Raw genomic sequence first — 15,364 nt, 5'->3', positions numbered from 1 at the left:
AAGATTCTCCGTCGCGCCTGCAAGCGGGTTGGAAAAGCCAATTAGGACTTCCTGAAAACGCCGATCATCGGCCCCAGATTCCAGTAGTCGTCGTTGCGGCCGATGGCCGGCGCGAACAGGCTTGATATCGTGCCGTCGAGGAACAGCGCGTTGTCGCAGCCGAGCGCATCACGAAAAAGGCGGGCGAAGGCATGGAAGGTCACCGTGCCGTTCGAAATGGCGAAGACGGCAACGCCATCCTTTCGCACGCCGACACCGTCGCGGGTCTTGCGCGAGGTGCCGTCGGCCTGGAATTTCGGATGCAGCTGGCCGTCGATCACCAGCATCGGCCCGGATTGCGTCGCATAGTCGAGCGGCGGCCGTCTTTTCAGAAAGTCCCTGGTGGAGCGGACCGCCGCCTTGCCGTTGCTCATGTAAAAAATGCCGTTCGGCTGCAGGGAAAAATTGCCGCTTCCCGATCCCGTCTTCACCGACGCCATTTCCCGGCCATGCTCGACATAGAGACCGACCGGATGGAGGTTGGGGTGATACATGCCGGCATTGATGGCAAACAGCATGGTGCGTCCTGCCGCCTGCTGCGAAGCATGGAGATTGTGCAGCGACTGAAACGGTTTGCCGGCCGGATCCTTCCAGAACAGTTCGACCTGATATCGTTTCGGGTCGACCTCGCAAACGAGATAGCTGGTCGCCTCGAACGCGAAGTCACGGCATGGCGGCAGCGAAGCGACCCATTGGCCAAATCCCATGCCGAGTGCCGCCACCGACGGTAGCGCGCCCTTGGCCAGCGCCAGCAGCAGTGGCAGCGATTGCAGAAGAGTCAAGAAATCCATGCGCGTACCGGAATCGAAGTTCAGTCTCCGGTACGGATATAGCCTGTTTCAAGCGAGACTGTGGACAGGCACCAAGCAGACCGCGACAGGTGCGCCAAAAAATGCGCACCGTTCAAAACCGGCCCGCCCTGGGCCGGCTTAGAGTGTTCATACGGGAAATCGCAACGCGATTACGGGCACAGCCAGAGTTTCTGGCATGCCCTGGCGATCACATGGGCCGGAGGCACAACCGGCTCATCGGTGGAAGGTCGGCGAACCCGCTCGAGCAGCATGCGCACCTGTTCGGGGCGCACACGATCGCGCTCCATCACAAGCAGGACCATCGGATCGCTCAAAAGCTCGTCCAGGGTGCTGATGCTGTCGTTCATCCGTCGTCTCCTCGAATGCCGTGCCCGCGACCCTTAAATAGGGAGACAATGATGGCCCGCCAATGACGCTTTGCCGGCTATCTCGTGTCGATTTCGATCAAATTTTGGTCATGCTTGCGCAATTCCCTTTCCCGTTTGTGGGAGAAGGTGGCCGAGCGAAGCGAGGTCGGATGAGGGGTGTTCCAGCTTGGTGCCTACGACACTCCGTCCAACACCCCTCAACCGTCTCGGCGCTGCGCGCCGATCCACCGCCCTGGGCGAGTCACGGGCCTCGCCCACCCTTCGGGCCCCACAAGGGGAGAAGGAAAAAAGTCTAGCCCGGCGGCGGTGCGCCTTCGTACTGCGGCAGGCCGTCATCGAGCACGACCCAGGGCTGCTTCGAGGCCGTGAAGATATGCATTTGCGGCTTGAAAACCGTGGGATCGTCGAGCGAACCGGTGGTGATGCCGATGATGCCGGCGGAATCGCGCCGGGAAAACATCGTCGTGCCGCAGCTTGGACAAAAGCCGCGCTTGAGGTCGGGCGAGGTGTTCACCGTCGCCAGCGGCCCCTCGATCGTCACATCGTCGATGCGAAACAGCACGCGTGCGTTGAAGGCGGCGCCAATCACCTTCTGGCACAGCCGGCAATGGCAGATGCGTTCGTTGATGGGCATCGCGTCGACGCGATAGCGCACCGCCTTGCAAAGGCATCCGCCCTCATATCTTGCCATCGCCCTGACCCATTGGTGGAGAGAATAACGGGCACCGTAATGGCGGGACCGATTGGGTCAATTGAAAAGCTTTGATACAACGCCATCGATTATCGTGATGCGATGGACCTGAAGCCATGATGCCGGACATTGAAACCATAGGGATCGCAGCCCTGTTCGGGCCGCCCTCGCCCGCTCGTGACCGCACCGACGCTAGGATCATGGCCGCCGCCTCCGGGATTGGCTTCATGGCGGTTCGGGATTTTCCCGGCGATGACTGGCTGACGCCGGACAAGCGAGCACGGATGCTGCGCATCTTCAGGCTTGCCGACGCCGAGAAGCAGAAATTGCTGCGCTGGAATTTCGACCGCAGCAAGAAGAACGTCTATCGCGGCTGGTTCCCGCTGCAGCCGGCAGCCGTTTCCTACAAGGAAGGCATCGACATGGGACCGGACCTTGCCAATCCGGGTCTTGTCGACGCGACTGATATGTCGGCTTCCGACGATCCGTTGTTAGAGCCGACGCCCTTGCCGGCCGAAGATGCCCTGCCCGGCTGGCGCGCGGCGGCAGCGGATTATTATCGTGCGATGGAGACGGTCGGCAACGCGCTGATGCGCTCGATCGCCCGCGGCCTTGGCCTGCCGGAAACGATCTTCGATGCCTATTTCGATCATGGCATCTCGACGCTGCGCCTGATCCGTTACCCACTGCGTGACGCCAATGCCGGAATCGACACCAGCGGGCCGGAGTTCTCGGTCGTCCACAAGGGCGAGACGCGCACCATCATCGGCCGCGAGCACGCCGATTCCGGCTTCGTCACTTTGCTGGCGCAGGACGGCGTCGAGGGCCTGCAAGCAAAGAATCTCGCCGGCGAATGGATCGACGTGCCGCCGGCCAACGGCACTCTGGCGGTCAATTTCGGCCAATTGCTGGAGCGCTGGACCGGCGGACGCGTCCGGGCGACGCGGCACCGGGTGATTGCGCCGAAGACGGCGCGGTTCTCGATCCCGTTCTTCTATGAACCGCGTGTCGACGCGGAGATCGCGCCATTGCCGTTGCGCGGGGCCGAGCCCTTCGAGCCGTTCCTCTATGGCGACTACCTCTGGGAAGCGGCGACGAATTTCGTCGAGATGAGCGGCATCAGGCATCTCAGGCAGCCACGCCGCGCCAAGGCTTCCTGAAGGCGGCTGACAGGTGCAGGAGAGCTGCCGGCCATCTCCGAGACGGCCGGCAGGCAGAAGCAATTATTCCGTTTCGCTGACGACCTCGTCCCAGGTCTTCACCCTGGTCTCGCCGTTGAGGAAGGGCAGTGCCGCGGCCGTCAGCTCCGGGGCGAAGAAAACGTCGTAGTGGGTGCGGTTGGGCAGGATCGCCAGGCGGTTTTGCGACATGTTCTCGCGCATCCAGCCGGCGTCCTTCAGCCCGCCACCGAGCATCTGGTAGAACATGATCTCATGCTCGGGCCGGTACATGTCGCTGTCGCCATAGGCCAGCATGACCGGCATCTTCAGCTTGGCGACGTCGGCGGAGTAGTCGTAGTCCCTGCGCATATGATTGCCGAGCGCGTCGAGCAGCTTTGGGAAATCTTGCGGACGCGGTGCGACGGCCATGTAGGACTTATACATCGGCGTGCCCTTCATCATGTCGGCCATGCCAGGGCTCATCTGTTTCTGCATGGCGCGCATTTCGGAATAGAAGCCGTCCTGCGCATAGCCCGTCGACACCAACACCAGCCGCCGCACGGCCTCGGGATGTTGCACCGCCATCCGGAAGGCGACGCCGCCGCCCAGCGAATAGCCCATGACATCAACCTTGTCATGGCCGAGCGCCTTGACGATATCGGCCATGTCGTCGCCCACCGCCTCCAGTGTGAACGGCCGGTCGCCGAGTGCCGTGCGACCATGCCCCTGCAGGTCGACGCCAATGACGGTGCGATTCTCGGCAAGCTTGGGCAGGATCGGCGCGAACATGTCCGTGGTCCCAAGACCGCCATGCAACAGAAGCAGCGGCTCGCCCTTGCCGTAGACGGCGTAATAGTAGTTCAGGCCGTTGATCGGCAGCAGGCCGGATTTCTCCGGCCTCGGCAGTGTCTTGGTTTCGGTGGTCATGGCAGGTTTTGTCTCCTCTGCATTGGTGGTGCCTGGGCAGCCAAGCGCCGCAGCCGAAGCAAGAATGGCGAAAAGCAGGGTTTTGGACTTGTCGATCTCCCCTCGTCCTGCCGATATCAAAGCGTCTTGGCGAGCTCTTCGAGCTGGTCGGTGCACTGGCCCCAGCCCACGTGAAAACCCATCTTCTCGTGCTGCTCGCGGTCGGCGACACTCCAGTGCCTGACCCGCGCGATGTAGCGGGTCTTGCCCTCGCCCTCGTCCTCGAAGGTCAGCACGCCGGTCATGAACGGCTTTCCGATGGCTCCCATGCCTGGGTGTAGGCGTCGGTGAAGACGATCTTCTTGCCGGGAATGACTTCGAGGAAGACGCCAGGATTGGGGAATTCGTTGCCGTCGGGGCCGGCCATGACGACAAGGCTCGAGCCGCCGGTGCGCACGTCCATCTCGGCCCGCGGTGTCGTCCAGGGCTTTGGCGCAAACCACTGCGTCACCAGTTTCGGATCGGTCCAGCAGCGATAGACGCTCTCGCGCGGCGCATCGATGATGCGGGCGAGAACCAGTTCGCGGTCGTTGGCGGGAGCGATGTCGAGCTTGGTGGTCATAATGGTGTCCTTGGTTTGATCTGGCTTCCGTCCCAAGGACGAACGGATAGGACGCAAGCCGACATCGCCAGCGAAAAATTCTGGAGGATGCGTGGCTGGGCAGGACTACGAACGGAGGAAGCGTCAGTGGCGCTTGGCTTGCACCAGATAGGCGTCGATCTCGGCCTCGCCGAGCCACTTGGCCGCCTCCAACCGGTGCAGGCCTTCTACCAGGACATGGCGCTTGCCGTCATGGCGGACCTGGATGGGCGTCTTCATGCCATTTTCCAGAATGTCCTCGGCCAGATGCCGGACGGTCTCGGGATGCAGCGTCTTCTTGCGTGCCGTCGGCACGTAGATGTCGTCCACCTTGACTTTTTGCACCCTCAGCATGTCAGCTCCCGTGGCGGAAAACGCCGCCCTCCCCTTGAGATAGTCGGTTTGTTCAAAAGCACCAAGGGCGCGGCTAACGAATACGACCTTGGAGTCCGTTCTCAATTTGAAGCGCTGGGCTTGCCCGCCGGTTTGCCTGTCACCGCGCATTTCGATATTGCGTGTCCGCGATCGGCTATGATGGCTGCGGAACAATCTGCATGGACAAATCTCTCGTCACCTTTGTCGGCGTCGCTCATCCCTGGATGTGCGACGTAATGGGACACATGAACGTTCGCCACTATGCGGCGATGTTCGACGATGCCTCCTTCCAGATTCTTGGCCATATCGCCGGGCAGGACGGCAGCCAGACGTCGGAGATCGGATGGGCCGATGTGCGCACCGAGATCGACTATCGGCATGAAACCAGGGCCGGCGCGCTCATCACCATCCGTTCGCATGTCGTGAAGATCGGCCGCACCTCCGTCACCTTCGAACAGGTGATGTCGGGATCGCTCGGCGGGGTCGTCCATGCGTCGAGCCGGACGACCAGCGTGCGCTTCGACCTTGCCGCGCGCGCCTCGGTGGCTCTGGACGAGCCAATGCGCAGCCGCGCGTCTGCCTTCCTGATTGAATGAGCCAAGATTTTTCGGCCGGTCAGCCTTTGTAGATGCGATCCTCGAGCGGTGTCTCGGCGATCAGTGCCTGCAGCCCCGACAGCAGCGCCTTCTCGGCGCGGTTCATCGCCTTGTCCGGATTGACGAGCAGAAAGATGTCGATAGCCGGCGGTGCATCGTAGGGCGGCAACCGCCACAGCATCCCATCCGCCACGTCGCGCCGCGCAACATGCAGCGGCAGCGGACCGATGCCGAGCCCGGCGACGATCATGCGCCGCACCTCCTCCAAGCTCGAGGACACGCCGACAACGTCGGCGTTCAGCCGAGCCTCGCTGCGCAGCAGCGCAACCGGCCGCAAGGCGTCTGAAATATGGTCGGTCTGGAACGATACCGAGGGTTCGCCCCTGAGATCCGCCAGCGTCAGCCCGGTTTGCCCAAAAAGCCTATGCTGCGGACCACAAAAGAAACCGAAGAACTCGCGATAAACCATCGCATATTCCAGCGCCGGATCGCGCTGGCTGACCAGGCAGATGCCGAAGGAGGCGCGCCGCTCCCTCACCTGCTTGGCCACTTCGGTGCTCGCCGCGACCGAGATGGTGATGCTGGCGCGCGGATAGTTGCGGTGAAACTCCGACAATGCCTGATCGAACAGCGGCGAGACGACATGGCTGGCCATCGCGATCATGACGTGGCCGGTGACATCGTCGCTGATGCCGCGCATCAGCAGCGGCAGCTGCGATATGGTGCCGAACACCTCGACGCTCTGTTCGTAGAGAAGCCGTCCGACCTCGGTGAGCTCGAAGCGTGTCGCATCGCGCTCGACCAGCCGTCGGCCAACCCGGTCTTCCAGCCGCCGCAGCGCGTTGCTGACGCTGGGCTGCTTGAGGTTCAGCCGTTCGGCGGCGCGCGTGATGCTCTTGACCTCGGCGATGACGACGAACGTCCGCAGCAGGTTCCAGTCCAGATCCCAGACCAGCCGTTCGGGGCGAGGCAATGCCATTCCTGATATCTATGCTCCCTATTCCCATTGTCTATTTGCGCAATGCTACCGCAAAGGCAATCATCCAAGACAGGAAAGCGTCCTGACGTTCCCAGGAACAAGACTTTGCGCTCCATCCAGAGGACACGAAATCAGATGAACAGAGTATTTTCCGGCATCGCGGTTGCGGCCCTGCTGCTCGCGTCGAGCTTCACGACCGTTTCGGCGAGGGCCGATGACCTCGAAAAAATCAAGTCGGCGGGCGAACTGAAGATTTCCACGAGTGGGCAGTACCCGCCCTTCAACTTCGTCAACGACCAGAACGAAGTCGTCGGCTTCGACGCCGACATCGGCAAGGCCATCGCCGAGCGCATCGGCGTTAAGGGCACCATCATCACCACGGCGTGGGATGGCATCATCGCCGGGCTGCTCGCCAACAAATACGACACCGTCGTTGGCTCGATGACCATCACGCCAGAACGCGAGAAGGTGGTCGATTTCGTCGGCCCGTACTACCACGCCGGCCGCGCCGTTTTCGTGAACGAGGATTCCAAGGTGCAAAGCCTTGCCGATCTCAAGGGCAAGACCCTTGGCGTGACGCTCGGCGAAACGCATGAGAAATGGGCGCGCGAACAGGGCGGCTGGGACATCCGTACCTACAAGGGCCTGCCGGAACTGCTGCTGGAGTTGAAGGCCGGTCGCGTAGACGCCATCGTCGTCGACAACATTCCGGTCAAGATCGCCGTCAAGGAGACGGGCGAGAAGGTCCGTCAGCTCGACACGCCCGATATCGAAGGCGGCGCCGTCGCCATCGGCATCGCCATCCGCAAGGACAATCCGCAGCTGAAGGCCGCCATGCAGAAGGCGCTGGACGACATGATGGCGGACGGCACCTACAAGAAGATTTCCATGCAGTGGGTCGGCAGCGACATCCGCTGACCCCTGCCGGCTTGCTGACGGCGAAAGCCGTCTGAAGCCGCGCGCCACTCTTGCCGGGCTATTTCATGGATTTTTCCTTGATGCTGCGCGTCTTCCCGTTCTTCGTGGAAGCCGCCTTGGTGACGATCGAGATTACGGCGCTGGCCCTGATCCTTGGCCTTGCGGCTGCGGCACTGGCCGCGGCCGCCAAGATGTCGAAGTCCGCAATCCTGCGGACCATCGGCACTGTCTATGTCAGCCTGTTTCGCGGCACGCCGTGCCTGATCCAGCTCTTCGTGCTCTATTTCGGCGGTCCGCAAATCGGTATCAATCTGGACCCGTTCGCGGCGGGCGTCATCGGCCTCGGCCTCAACATCGGCGCCTATATGGCGGAATCGATCCGTGGTGCGCTGGTCGCGGTCGACCGGGGCCAGACCGAAGCTGCCCGCACGATTGGATTCAGCCGTTTGCAGACCTTGCGAAAAGTCGTGCTGCCGCAGGCCGGGCGGCTGATGATCCGCCCGCTCGGCGTCAACACGGTCGCTTTGTTGAAGGGATCCGCCCTGGTATCGACCATCTCAGTCGTGGAGCTGACTTATACGGCCCAGCGCTTCATCGGCTCCACCTACAAGCCATTCGAGATCTTCGGGGTCGCGGCGCTGCTCTACATGATCATAGTCTATGCCGTTTCCCGTGTCGTCGACATGCTCGACAAGCGTTACGCAATCGCCTGACCGGAGAGCAGGATGCAAGGTCTGGATTTCACCGTCGTCGCGCCCTACTGGGACCTTCTGTTGATAGGTGCCTGGTGGACCACCGTACTGACGCTTTCGGCCGGAGCGCTCAGCTTCGTCGGTGGCATCCTGTTTGCGGTCGTCGTGCTCTATGCGCCGGCAATCGTCGCCTATCCCGTACGCGCCTTCATGTGGGTGTTCATGGGCACGCCGCTGCTGTTGCAGCTCTTCCTGATCTATTTCGGCCTGGTGCAGATCGGCATTGACATCCCCGCCCTTATCGCGGGCATCGTCGGGCTTGGCTTGCACTTTGCCGTCTACAATGCCGATGTCATCCACGCCGGCATCATCGCCGTCGATGTCGGGCAGACGGAAGGCGCACGCAGCATCGGCTTCGGCAAGTGGCAGACGCTGCGCTATGTCGTCATCCCGCAGGCTATCCGCAACACGGCTCCGCCGATCGGCAGCAACCTGATCGCGCTGCTGAAGGAATCCTCCATCGTCTCGGTCATCGGCATCGCCGAGCTGGTTCATTCGGCCCAGCTGGCGATCAGCGAGACGTTCCGACCGTTCGAATTCTACATCACGGCGGCGGCGCTCTACTATATTCTCAATCTCGTGCTCGAAGCGGGTCTGCGTCGGTTTGAAAGACATGTGGAGGTTTCCCGATGAGCACGCAGAGGCCAATGGTCGAGGTTCGCGGGGCGCGCAAATCCTTCGGCGCCGTCGAAGTCCTCAAAGGCATCGACCTGTCGGTCGAGCGTGGGCAAATCGTCGCGATCATCGGGCCGAGCGGCTCCGGCAAGAGCACGCTGCTGCGCTCGATCAACCATCTTGAGGCGTTGAACGGGGGCGAAGTCTGGCTCGACGGCGTGCAGGTCAACCAGCCGCTGCACGGCCAGGCTTTCGAGCGGCACATCAACAAGGTGCGCCAGCAGATGGGCATGGTGTTTCAGCACTTCAACCTGTTCCCGCATCTGACCGTGATCGAGAACATTTCCATGGGACCGATCATCCTCAAGGGCATGACGAAGAGTGAAGCGCATGCGCTTGCCCATGGCCTGTTGTCCAAGGTCGGGCTCGCCGACAAGATCGACGCCTATCCGTCGAGACTTTCGGGCGGCCAGAAGCAGCGCGTGGCGATTGCGCGTGCACTGGCGATGCAGCCCAAGGTGATGTTGTTCGACGAGGCCACGTCGGCGCTTGACCCGGAACTGGTCGATGAGGTCAACGCGGTGATGAAACAGCTTGCCGCCGAACACATGACCATGCTGATCGTAACGCATGAGATGCGCTTTGCCGGCGAGGTGGCGGACAGGGTGCTGTTCATGGATGGTGGCGTGGTGGTGGAAGAAGGCCCGCCGGGCGACATCTTCCGCGCGCCGCAGAAGGAACGTACCCGCACCTTCCTCAAGAAATACCTTTCCGCTTGAGTAGAATGATGACCCAACTGCCGACAGAATTCCCCGATTTCGGACTGACGCCGGAGCAGCGCCGTCACGCGGTGCGCGGCCACTATTACGAGTGGCCGGGCATGGATGGCGAGCGCGGCGAGATATGGTGCTACAGCGACCGCTTCTCCTATCGCGCCGGCGAGACGGTGGCGCTGCATGTCAGCTCGACCGCTTCCGCATTTCACATGGCGATCATCCGCGATGGCGGAACGGAGACAAAAGTGTTCGAGAAATCGGGCATCGCGGCGCGCTGGCAGGACACGCCCGACCAGTGCTCGGCCGAGGGCTGCGGCTGGGAAGCCTCCTTCGAATTCCGGATTGGGGCGGACTGGCCGTCGGGCGCCTATCGGGTGACGCTGACCGCCGACGGGCGTGATGGCAAGCCGATCCATTGCCATCATCTCTTCATCATCAGCCCGCAGCCCGGCAAGAAGCCCGGCCGTGTGCTGCAGGTGGCGGCGACGGGAACCTGGCTCGCCTACAACACTTTTGGCGGCTCCAACCACTACCAGGGCATCACCGGGCCAAACCGCAACCAGTATTCGCCCATCGTGTCGACACAGCGCCCCTGGTGCCGCGGCTTCGTCGTGCTGCCGGAAGGTGCGCCGCGCGTGCCGCTGGAAGTGGCCGTGCCGCCGAAGACGATACCGCGCTATCCGCATATGGAATGGGCGCTCGCCACCGGCCATTCGAAGAAATACGCCTCGTCCGGCTGGGCGAGCTACGACAGCCATTTCTTCCGCTTCGCTGAGCGGGCCGGCTATGCCGTCGATCTCGCCAGCCAGCACGATCTGCACTTCTCGCCCGAGATTCTCGACGGCTACGACTGCGCCGTCTTCGTTGGCCATGACGAATACTGGACGTGGGAGATGCGCGATTCGGTCGACGCCTATGTCGAGCGCGGTGGTCATGCGGCGCGCTTTGCCGGCAATTTCATGTGGCAAACCCGGCTGGAGGACGAGGGCCGCCGGCAGGTCTGCTATAAATACCGCGCTCGCACCGAAGATCCCGCCTATCTCCGTGGCGGCGACGTCACCCGCGCCACCAATTCCTGGGAGGCACCGGAAATCGGTCGGCCAGGTTGCGCAACCTTTGGGCTCAACGCCACCAGGGGCGTCTATGCCGGCTGGGGTGGGTGCGCGCCACGCGGCGTGCGCGGCTTTCCAGTCTACCGGCCCGAACACTGGGCCTTCGCCGGCACCGGCATCTACTATGGCGACCTGCTCGGCGCCGACAGCCATGTCTATGGCTATGAGGTTGACGGGCTCGATTTCGAGATACGCGGCGGCCTGCCCTACCCAACCGCCACCAGCGGCGCGCCGGATGGCTTGCAGGTTCTCGCCGTCGGCATGGCGAGCCAGGTCGAGGAAAGCGCCGATATTCTGATCGAGGACCAGTTCCTCACCGACGAGGATGGCCGCTTTACTGCCGAAACGCTGTTCGGCGAGGCGAGCGACGCCAATCTGGACAAAGTCAAACGCGGCAACGGCATGATCGTCAATTTCCCGCGCGGCAAGGGCGAGGTGTTCCACGCGGGAAGCTGCGAATGGGTCGCCGGCCTGCTAAGACAAGACCCGATGGTCGAACGCGTCACCCAAAATGTCCTCGATCGCTACCTCAGAAAGTCCTGACATGCCGAAAACCCAGACCGCCGCTCAAGACACTGACGCCCGGCGGCAATCGCATCTGTTCTATCTGTCCAGCCTGCGCCGGCCGCTGATTGACCGCGCCGAAGGCATTTATATGTGGACGCAGGATGGCCGCCGCTTCATCGACGGCTCGAGCGGACCGATGGTCGCCAATATCGGCCATTCCAACCGCAATGTGCTAGACGCGATGAAGCGGCAGATGGATCGCGCCACCTTCGCCTACCGGCTGCATTTCGAGAACGAGCCGGCAGAGGAGCTGGCGCGTGAGCTGGCCGGAAAACTGCCGGAAGGCATGGACCGCATCTTCTTCGTCTCGGGCGGCTCGGAAGCAACGGAATCCTGCATCAAGCTGGCGCGGCAATGGGCGGTCGCCACCGGCCAGGCCAGCCGCTGGAAGGTGATCACGCGCTTCCCCTCCTATCATGGCGGTACGCTGGGTTCGCTCTCGATCACCGGCGACGACGCGCTGGCCGAAACGTTTGAGCCGATGATGCGGGTGATGCCCACCGTGCCGGCGCCAACAGCCTGGCGCGACCGCGACAACCTGTCGATGGAACAGCGTGGTGTCCGCTATGCCGACATGCTGGAAGAGAAGATCCTGGCCGAGGGTCCGGAGAGCGTGGTTGCCTTCATCATGGAGCCGATCGGCGGTGCGGCGACCGCTGCCCTGGTGGCGCCGGACAGCTACTATGCGCGCATCCGCGAGGTCTGCGACCGCTACGGCATCCTGCTCATCCATGACGAAGTGATGAGCGGCGCCGGCCGCACCGGCAAATTCCTCGGCGGCGACCATTGGAACTGCAAGCCCGACATCGTCGCCCTGTCCAAGGGGCTGGGCTCGGGCTACGCGCCGCTTGGCGCGCTGGCCGCACCGATGCGGCTGGTACAGCCGCTGCTTGCCTCCGGCGGCTTCCAGCACGGCCACACCTATGCCGGCAATCCCCTGGCTTGCGCGGCCGGCCTTGCCGTGCTCGGCGAAATGGACAGGCTCGACCTGATCGCCAATGCGGCCGCGATGGGCGATGTGCTGATGGAGGGGCTTAAGGGGCTGGCCAAACGGTTTCCGTTCATCGCCGATGTGCGCGGCAAGGGACTGCTCACTGGCGCCGAGATGGTTGCCGATCCCGCGACGCTACGACCGATCGACCAGAACAAGAAAGCCACGCAGCGACTGCTCGACCTCGCCTATGAGCGCGGCCTCATCATCTATGGCCGCAGGGTCAAGGGCGGCGTTGACGGCGACAATTTCATGGTCGCGCCGCCGATGATCGTCACCAGGGAACAAGTTGGCGAGATCGTCGCCATCATCGGCGACTCGCTGGAGGTTCTGGCCGCCGAGCTCGACCTGCCGGTCGAAGGCCAGGGGTAATAAATGGCGCCGCGAAAAGTCATCATCACCTGCGCCGTCACCGGTTCGGTGCATACGCCATCGATGTCGCCCTATCTGCCGGTGACGCCGGACCAGATCGCAACCGACGCGATCGCCGCCGCCGAAGCCGGCGCCTCGATCCTGCATCTGCATGCCCGCGACCCCAGGGATGGCCGCCCGACCGCCGATCCGGACGTGTTCATGCAGTTCCTGCCGCGCATCAAGCAGGCGACGGACGCGGTGATCAACATCACCACCGGCGGCTCGTCGCTGATGACCTTGGACCAGCGGCTGGCAGCGCCGCTGCGGGCGGAGCCCGAAATGTGCTCGCTCAACATGGGCTCGATGAATTTTGCGCTGTTTCCCATGCTCGACAAGCCACGGGAATGGCAGCACGAGTGGGAGCCGAAGCTGCTCGAAGCCACGCGCGACACCATCTTCAAGAACACCTTCGCCGACATGGAGAGCGTACTTGAGAGGCTGGGCAAGGGTTGCGGCACGCGCTTCGAATTTGAATGCTATGATGTCGGCCATCTCTATTCGCTGGCGCATTTCCGCGACCGCGGGCTGGTGTCGGGACCGCTGTTCATCCAGTTCGTGCTGGGCATATTGGGCGGCATTGGCGCCGACCCGGACAATCTCGTCCATATGAAGCGGATCGCCGACAAGCTGTTCGGCGACAGCTACCAGTTCTCGGTGCTGGCCGCCGGCCGCAACCAGATGCCGCTGATCTCGATCGCCGCGGCGATGGGCGGCAATGTCCGCGTCGGGCTGGAAGACAGCCTCTATGACGGACGCCAGCTGGCGAAATCCAATGCCGACCAGGTGCGCCGTATCCGTGGCATTCTCGATGGGCTGTCGCTGGAGGTTGCCACACCGACCGAAGCGCGCGACATGCTGGCGCTCAAGGGCGGCGACCGGGTGGCGTTCTGAGATGATGATAGCTTGAGATGTTTGCGATCCGTCACGCCCCCCTCTGTCCTGCCGGACATCTCCCCCTCCAGGGGGGAGATTGGCAGCTTCTGTCTCACCGTCCATCCTACAACGCAGATAATTGGCGAAAGCCGCGGCGGTATCTGATCTCCCCCCTTGAGGGGGAGATGGCCGGCAGGCCAGAGGGGGGTGCCTGGGCGCCCTGCCTATCGTGAGCGAGGCATCGGAAGTACGCCTCCGCCCCGGCCGGATCGACGATGTCGACACCATCCACGCGGCGATCCTGAAACTTGGGACCCATATCGGCGCGCCGGAGGAGATCATCTCGACGGCAGACGATCTCAGAACCTGGGGCTTTGGCGAAAAACCCGCTTTCTCGACCCTGATCGCCGAAGTCGGCGGCGAATTTGCCGGCCTCTGCCTGCATTTCCCGATCTTTTCGACCTGGATGGGGCGGCCTGGGGTCTATGTGCAGGACCTCTATATCGAGGACCGGTTTCGCGGCCGCAAGATCGGCGAGCGCCTGTTGCGCCAAGTGGCACGGGAATGCCGGAGGGAAGGCGGCGTGTATCTCCGATTGTCCGTCGATACCGACAATGAGGGCGCCAAGGCGTTTTATGAAAGGCTGGGCATCGCCTGGTCGAGCTACGAGCAGACGCAGAAGATCATCGGTGAGGCCTTTTTTGCCTTTGCTGACGCGCCGGAGAGTGGGGAGCAGGAATGAAAGCCTTCTATGCCAAGGAACAGAAACGCCATGACCCCAAGGCCTTCCTCTCGAGCGGTGCGGCACAGCCCAATCCGGAAAAACCGGAACGCGTTGAACGATTGTTAGCCGGCGCAAAATCTGCCGGCTGCACCGTCGAACGGCCGCGCAATCATGGGCTCGGCCCGGTCGCGGCGGTGCACACGCCGGAATATCTCGATTTCCTCGAGCACATCTACGCACGCTGGCAGCGCATCGACGGCGCTTCGGCTGAAGTGATCCCAAACATCCACCCGATCGCGCGCAATGGTTCCTATCCGGCCTCGGCGGTCGGTCAGGCGGGCTATCACATGGCCGATACCGCCTGCCCGATCTCCGGCGAGACATGGCAGAGCGCGCTTTGGAGTGCCTGGAGCGCGGTTGAAGCCGCTGAAGCCGTGATGGCTGGCGCGCCGGCCGCCTATGCGCTGTGCCGCCCGCCCGGCCACCATGCTTTTGCCGATGTCGCCGGCGGCTTCTGTTTCATCAACAATTCGGCCGTTGCGGCGCAGGTTCTGCGCAAGACGGCAGCGCGGGTGGCGATCCTCGATGTCGACCTGCATCACGGCAACGGCACGCAAGGCGTCTTCTACGCCCGGCCGGACGTGCTGACCGTTTCGCTGCATGCCGATCCGGTACGCTTTTATCCGTTCTTCTGGGGCCATGCCGACGAACGCGGCGAAGGGCCGGGTCTCGGCTACAATTACAACCTGCCGCTGCCACGCAAATCCGCCGACGCGGCGTTTCTCGAAGCGCTTGCGGTGGCATTCCAGCGCATTCGTGCCTTTTCGCCTGACGCGCTGGTCGTGGCGCTCGGCCTCGACGCGTTCGAGGGCGATCCGTTCGGCGGGCTTTCGGTGACGACGCCGGGCTTCTCGCGCATCGGCGAGGCCATCGCCAGGCTCGGCCTGCCGACGGTCATCGTCCAGGAAGGCGGCTACCTCTGCGACGAACTCGGCGACAACCTTACCGCCTTCCTCACCGGATTCGGTGGCAAGAGCCGGTGAAGATTCAGGCTGG

17 protein-coding genes and 1 pseudogene are annotated in these 15,364 nt (G+C 62.8%); 11 read left to right on the top strand and 7 right to left on the bottom strand.

Annotated elements, in window-relative coordinates:
- Positions 1-41 precede the first annotated feature (41 nt).
- From BPNPMPFG_RS02810 to BPNPMPFG_RS02800, 3 genes are all read right to left on the bottom strand, one after another.
- Positions 42-830 (bottom strand): phosphodiester glycosidase family protein, encoded by a 789-nt coding sequence (locus tag BPNPMPFG_RS02810; protein ID WP_258593150.1) that lies wholly within the window; start codon positions 828-830, stop codon positions 42-44.
- Between the two features lie 170 nt (positions 831-1,000).
- Positions 1,001-1,198: a hypothetical protein gene (locus tag BPNPMPFG_RS02805; protein ID WP_258593149.1), complete on the bottom strand. Its 198-nt coding sequence runs from the start codon at positions 1,196-1,198 to the stop codon at positions 1,001-1,003.
- Between the two features lie 313 nt (positions 1,199-1,511).
- Positions 1,512-1,910, bottom strand: coding sequence for a GFA family protein (locus BPNPMPFG_RS02800; protein WP_258593148.1), 399 nt, complete (start codon positions 1,908-1,910; stop codon positions 1,512-1,514).
- A 116-nt stretch (positions 1,911-2,026) separates the two neighbouring features.
- Here BPNPMPFG_RS02800 and BPNPMPFG_RS02795 point away from each other — a divergent pair, with 116 nt between their 5' ends.
- Positions 2,027-3,070, top strand: coding sequence for an isopenicillin N synthase family dioxygenase (locus tag BPNPMPFG_RS02795; RefSeq protein WP_258593147.1), 1,044 nt, complete (start codon positions 2,027-2,029; stop codon positions 3,068-3,070).
- Positions 3,071-3,133: 63 nt separating this feature from the next.
- Here the strand turns inward: BPNPMPFG_RS02795 and BPNPMPFG_RS02790 are convergent, their stop codons facing one another.
- The 3 genes and pseudogenes from BPNPMPFG_RS02790 to BPNPMPFG_RS02780 all read right to left on the bottom strand — a co-directional run bounded on the left by BPNPMPFG_RS02790 (position 3,134) and on the right by BPNPMPFG_RS02780 (position 4,970).
- Positions 3,134-3,997 (bottom strand): alpha/beta fold hydrolase, encoded by an 864-nt coding sequence (locus BPNPMPFG_RS02790; protein ID WP_258593146.1) that lies wholly within the window; start codon positions 3,995-3,997, stop codon positions 3,134-3,136.
- Between the two features lie 116 nt (positions 3,998-4,113).
- A pseudogene (locus tag BPNPMPFG_RS02785) lies at positions 4,114-4,598 on the bottom strand (SRPBCC domain-containing protein).
- A 123-nt stretch (positions 4,599-4,721) separates the two neighbouring features.
- Positions 4,722-4,970 carry a ParB N-terminal domain-containing protein gene (locus BPNPMPFG_RS02780; protein WP_258593145.1) on the bottom strand — a complete coding sequence of 83 codons (249 nt, stop codon included), beginning with the start codon at positions 4,968-4,970 and terminating at the stop codon, positions 4,722-4,724.
- A 200-nt stretch (positions 4,971-5,170) separates the two neighbouring features.
- Here BPNPMPFG_RS02780 and BPNPMPFG_RS02775 point away from each other — a divergent pair, with 200 nt between their 5' ends.
- A complete protein-coding gene (locus BPNPMPFG_RS02775; protein ID WP_258593144.1) occupies positions 5,171-5,587 on the top strand; it encodes an acyl-CoA thioesterase in 417 nt (138 codons plus the stop codon).
- A 19-nt stretch (positions 5,588-5,606) separates the two neighbouring features.
- Here BPNPMPFG_RS02775 and BPNPMPFG_RS02770 read toward each other — a convergent pair whose 3' ends face one another.
- Positions 5,607-6,566: a LysR family transcriptional regulator gene (locus BPNPMPFG_RS02770; protein WP_258593143.1), complete on the bottom strand. Its 960-nt coding sequence runs from the start codon at positions 6,564-6,566 to the stop codon at positions 5,607-5,609.
- Positions 6,567-6,701: 135 nt separating this feature from the next.
- Here BPNPMPFG_RS02770 and BPNPMPFG_RS02765 point away from each other — a divergent pair, with 135 nt between their 5' ends.
- From BPNPMPFG_RS02765 to BPNPMPFG_RS02725, 9 genes are all read left to right on the top strand, one after another.
- A complete protein-coding gene (locus tag BPNPMPFG_RS02765) occupies positions 6,702-7,484 on the top strand; it encodes an ABC transporter substrate-binding protein (RefSeq protein ID WP_258593142.1) in 783 nt (260 codons plus the stop codon).
- Between the two features lie 65 nt (positions 7,485-7,549).
- Positions 7,550-8,197: an amino acid ABC transporter permease gene (locus BPNPMPFG_RS02760; RefSeq protein WP_258593141.1), complete on the top strand. Its 648-nt coding sequence runs from the start codon at positions 7,550-7,552 to the stop codon at positions 8,195-8,197.
- 12 nt (positions 8,198-8,209) lie between these two features.
- Positions 8,210-8,869 carry an amino acid ABC transporter permease gene (locus tag BPNPMPFG_RS02755; protein ID WP_258593140.1) on the top strand — a complete coding sequence of 220 codons (660 nt, stop codon included), beginning with the start codon at positions 8,210-8,212 and terminating at the stop codon, positions 8,867-8,869.
- On the top strand, positions 8,866-9,630 hold the full coding sequence (locus tag BPNPMPFG_RS02750; RefSeq protein WP_319945972.1) for an amino acid ABC transporter ATP-binding protein: 765 nt from the start codon (positions 8,866-8,868) through the stop codon (positions 9,628-9,630). Before BPNPMPFG_RS02755 ends, BPNPMPFG_RS02750 begins: the two co-directional genes overlap by 4 nt.
- Positions 9,631-9,638: 8 nt before the next feature.
- Entirely contained in the window at positions 9,639-11,282 is a 1,644-nt protein-coding gene (locus BPNPMPFG_RS02745; RefSeq protein ID WP_258597044.1) for a N,N-dimethylformamidase beta subunit family domain-containing protein, read from the top strand.
- 1 nt (position 11,283) lies between these two features.
- On the top strand, positions 11,284-12,669 hold the full coding sequence (locus BPNPMPFG_RS02740) for an aminotransferase family protein (RefSeq protein ID WP_258593139.1): 1,386 nt from the start codon (positions 11,284-11,286) through the stop codon (positions 12,667-12,669).
- Positions 12,670-12,672: 3 nt separating this feature from the next.
- Positions 12,673-13,602, top strand: a complete 930-nt coding sequence (gene kce, locus BPNPMPFG_RS02735) for a 3,5-dioxohexanoate:acetyl-CoA acetone transferase (RefSeq protein WP_258593138.1) — start codon at positions 12,673-12,675, stop codon at positions 13,600-13,602.
- Positions 13,603-13,813: 211 nt separating this feature from the next.
- Positions 13,814-14,326: a GNAT family N-acetyltransferase gene (locus tag BPNPMPFG_RS02730; RefSeq protein WP_258593137.1), complete on the top strand. Its 513-nt coding sequence runs from the start codon at positions 13,814-13,816 to the stop codon at positions 14,324-14,326.
- The gene (locus tag BPNPMPFG_RS02725) at positions 14,323-15,351 is read left to right on the top strand and encodes a histone deacetylase family protein (protein ID WP_258593136.1); all 1,029 of its coding nucleotides are present in this window, start codon (positions 14,323-14,325) and stop codon (positions 15,349-15,351) included. Before BPNPMPFG_RS02730 ends, BPNPMPFG_RS02725 begins: the two co-directional genes overlap by 4 nt.
- The last annotated feature ends 13 nt before the right edge of the window (positions 15,352-15,364 follow it).

It is taken from the genome of Mesorhizobium sp. AR07, from assembly GCF_024746815.1.
Taxonomy (GTDB): domain Bacteria; phylum Pseudomonadota; class Alphaproteobacteria; order Rhizobiales; family Rhizobiaceae; genus Mesorhizobium.
The sequence above is the reverse complement of the archived record's forward strand: the minus strand, read 5'-3'. Positions and strand labels throughout refer to the sequence as shown.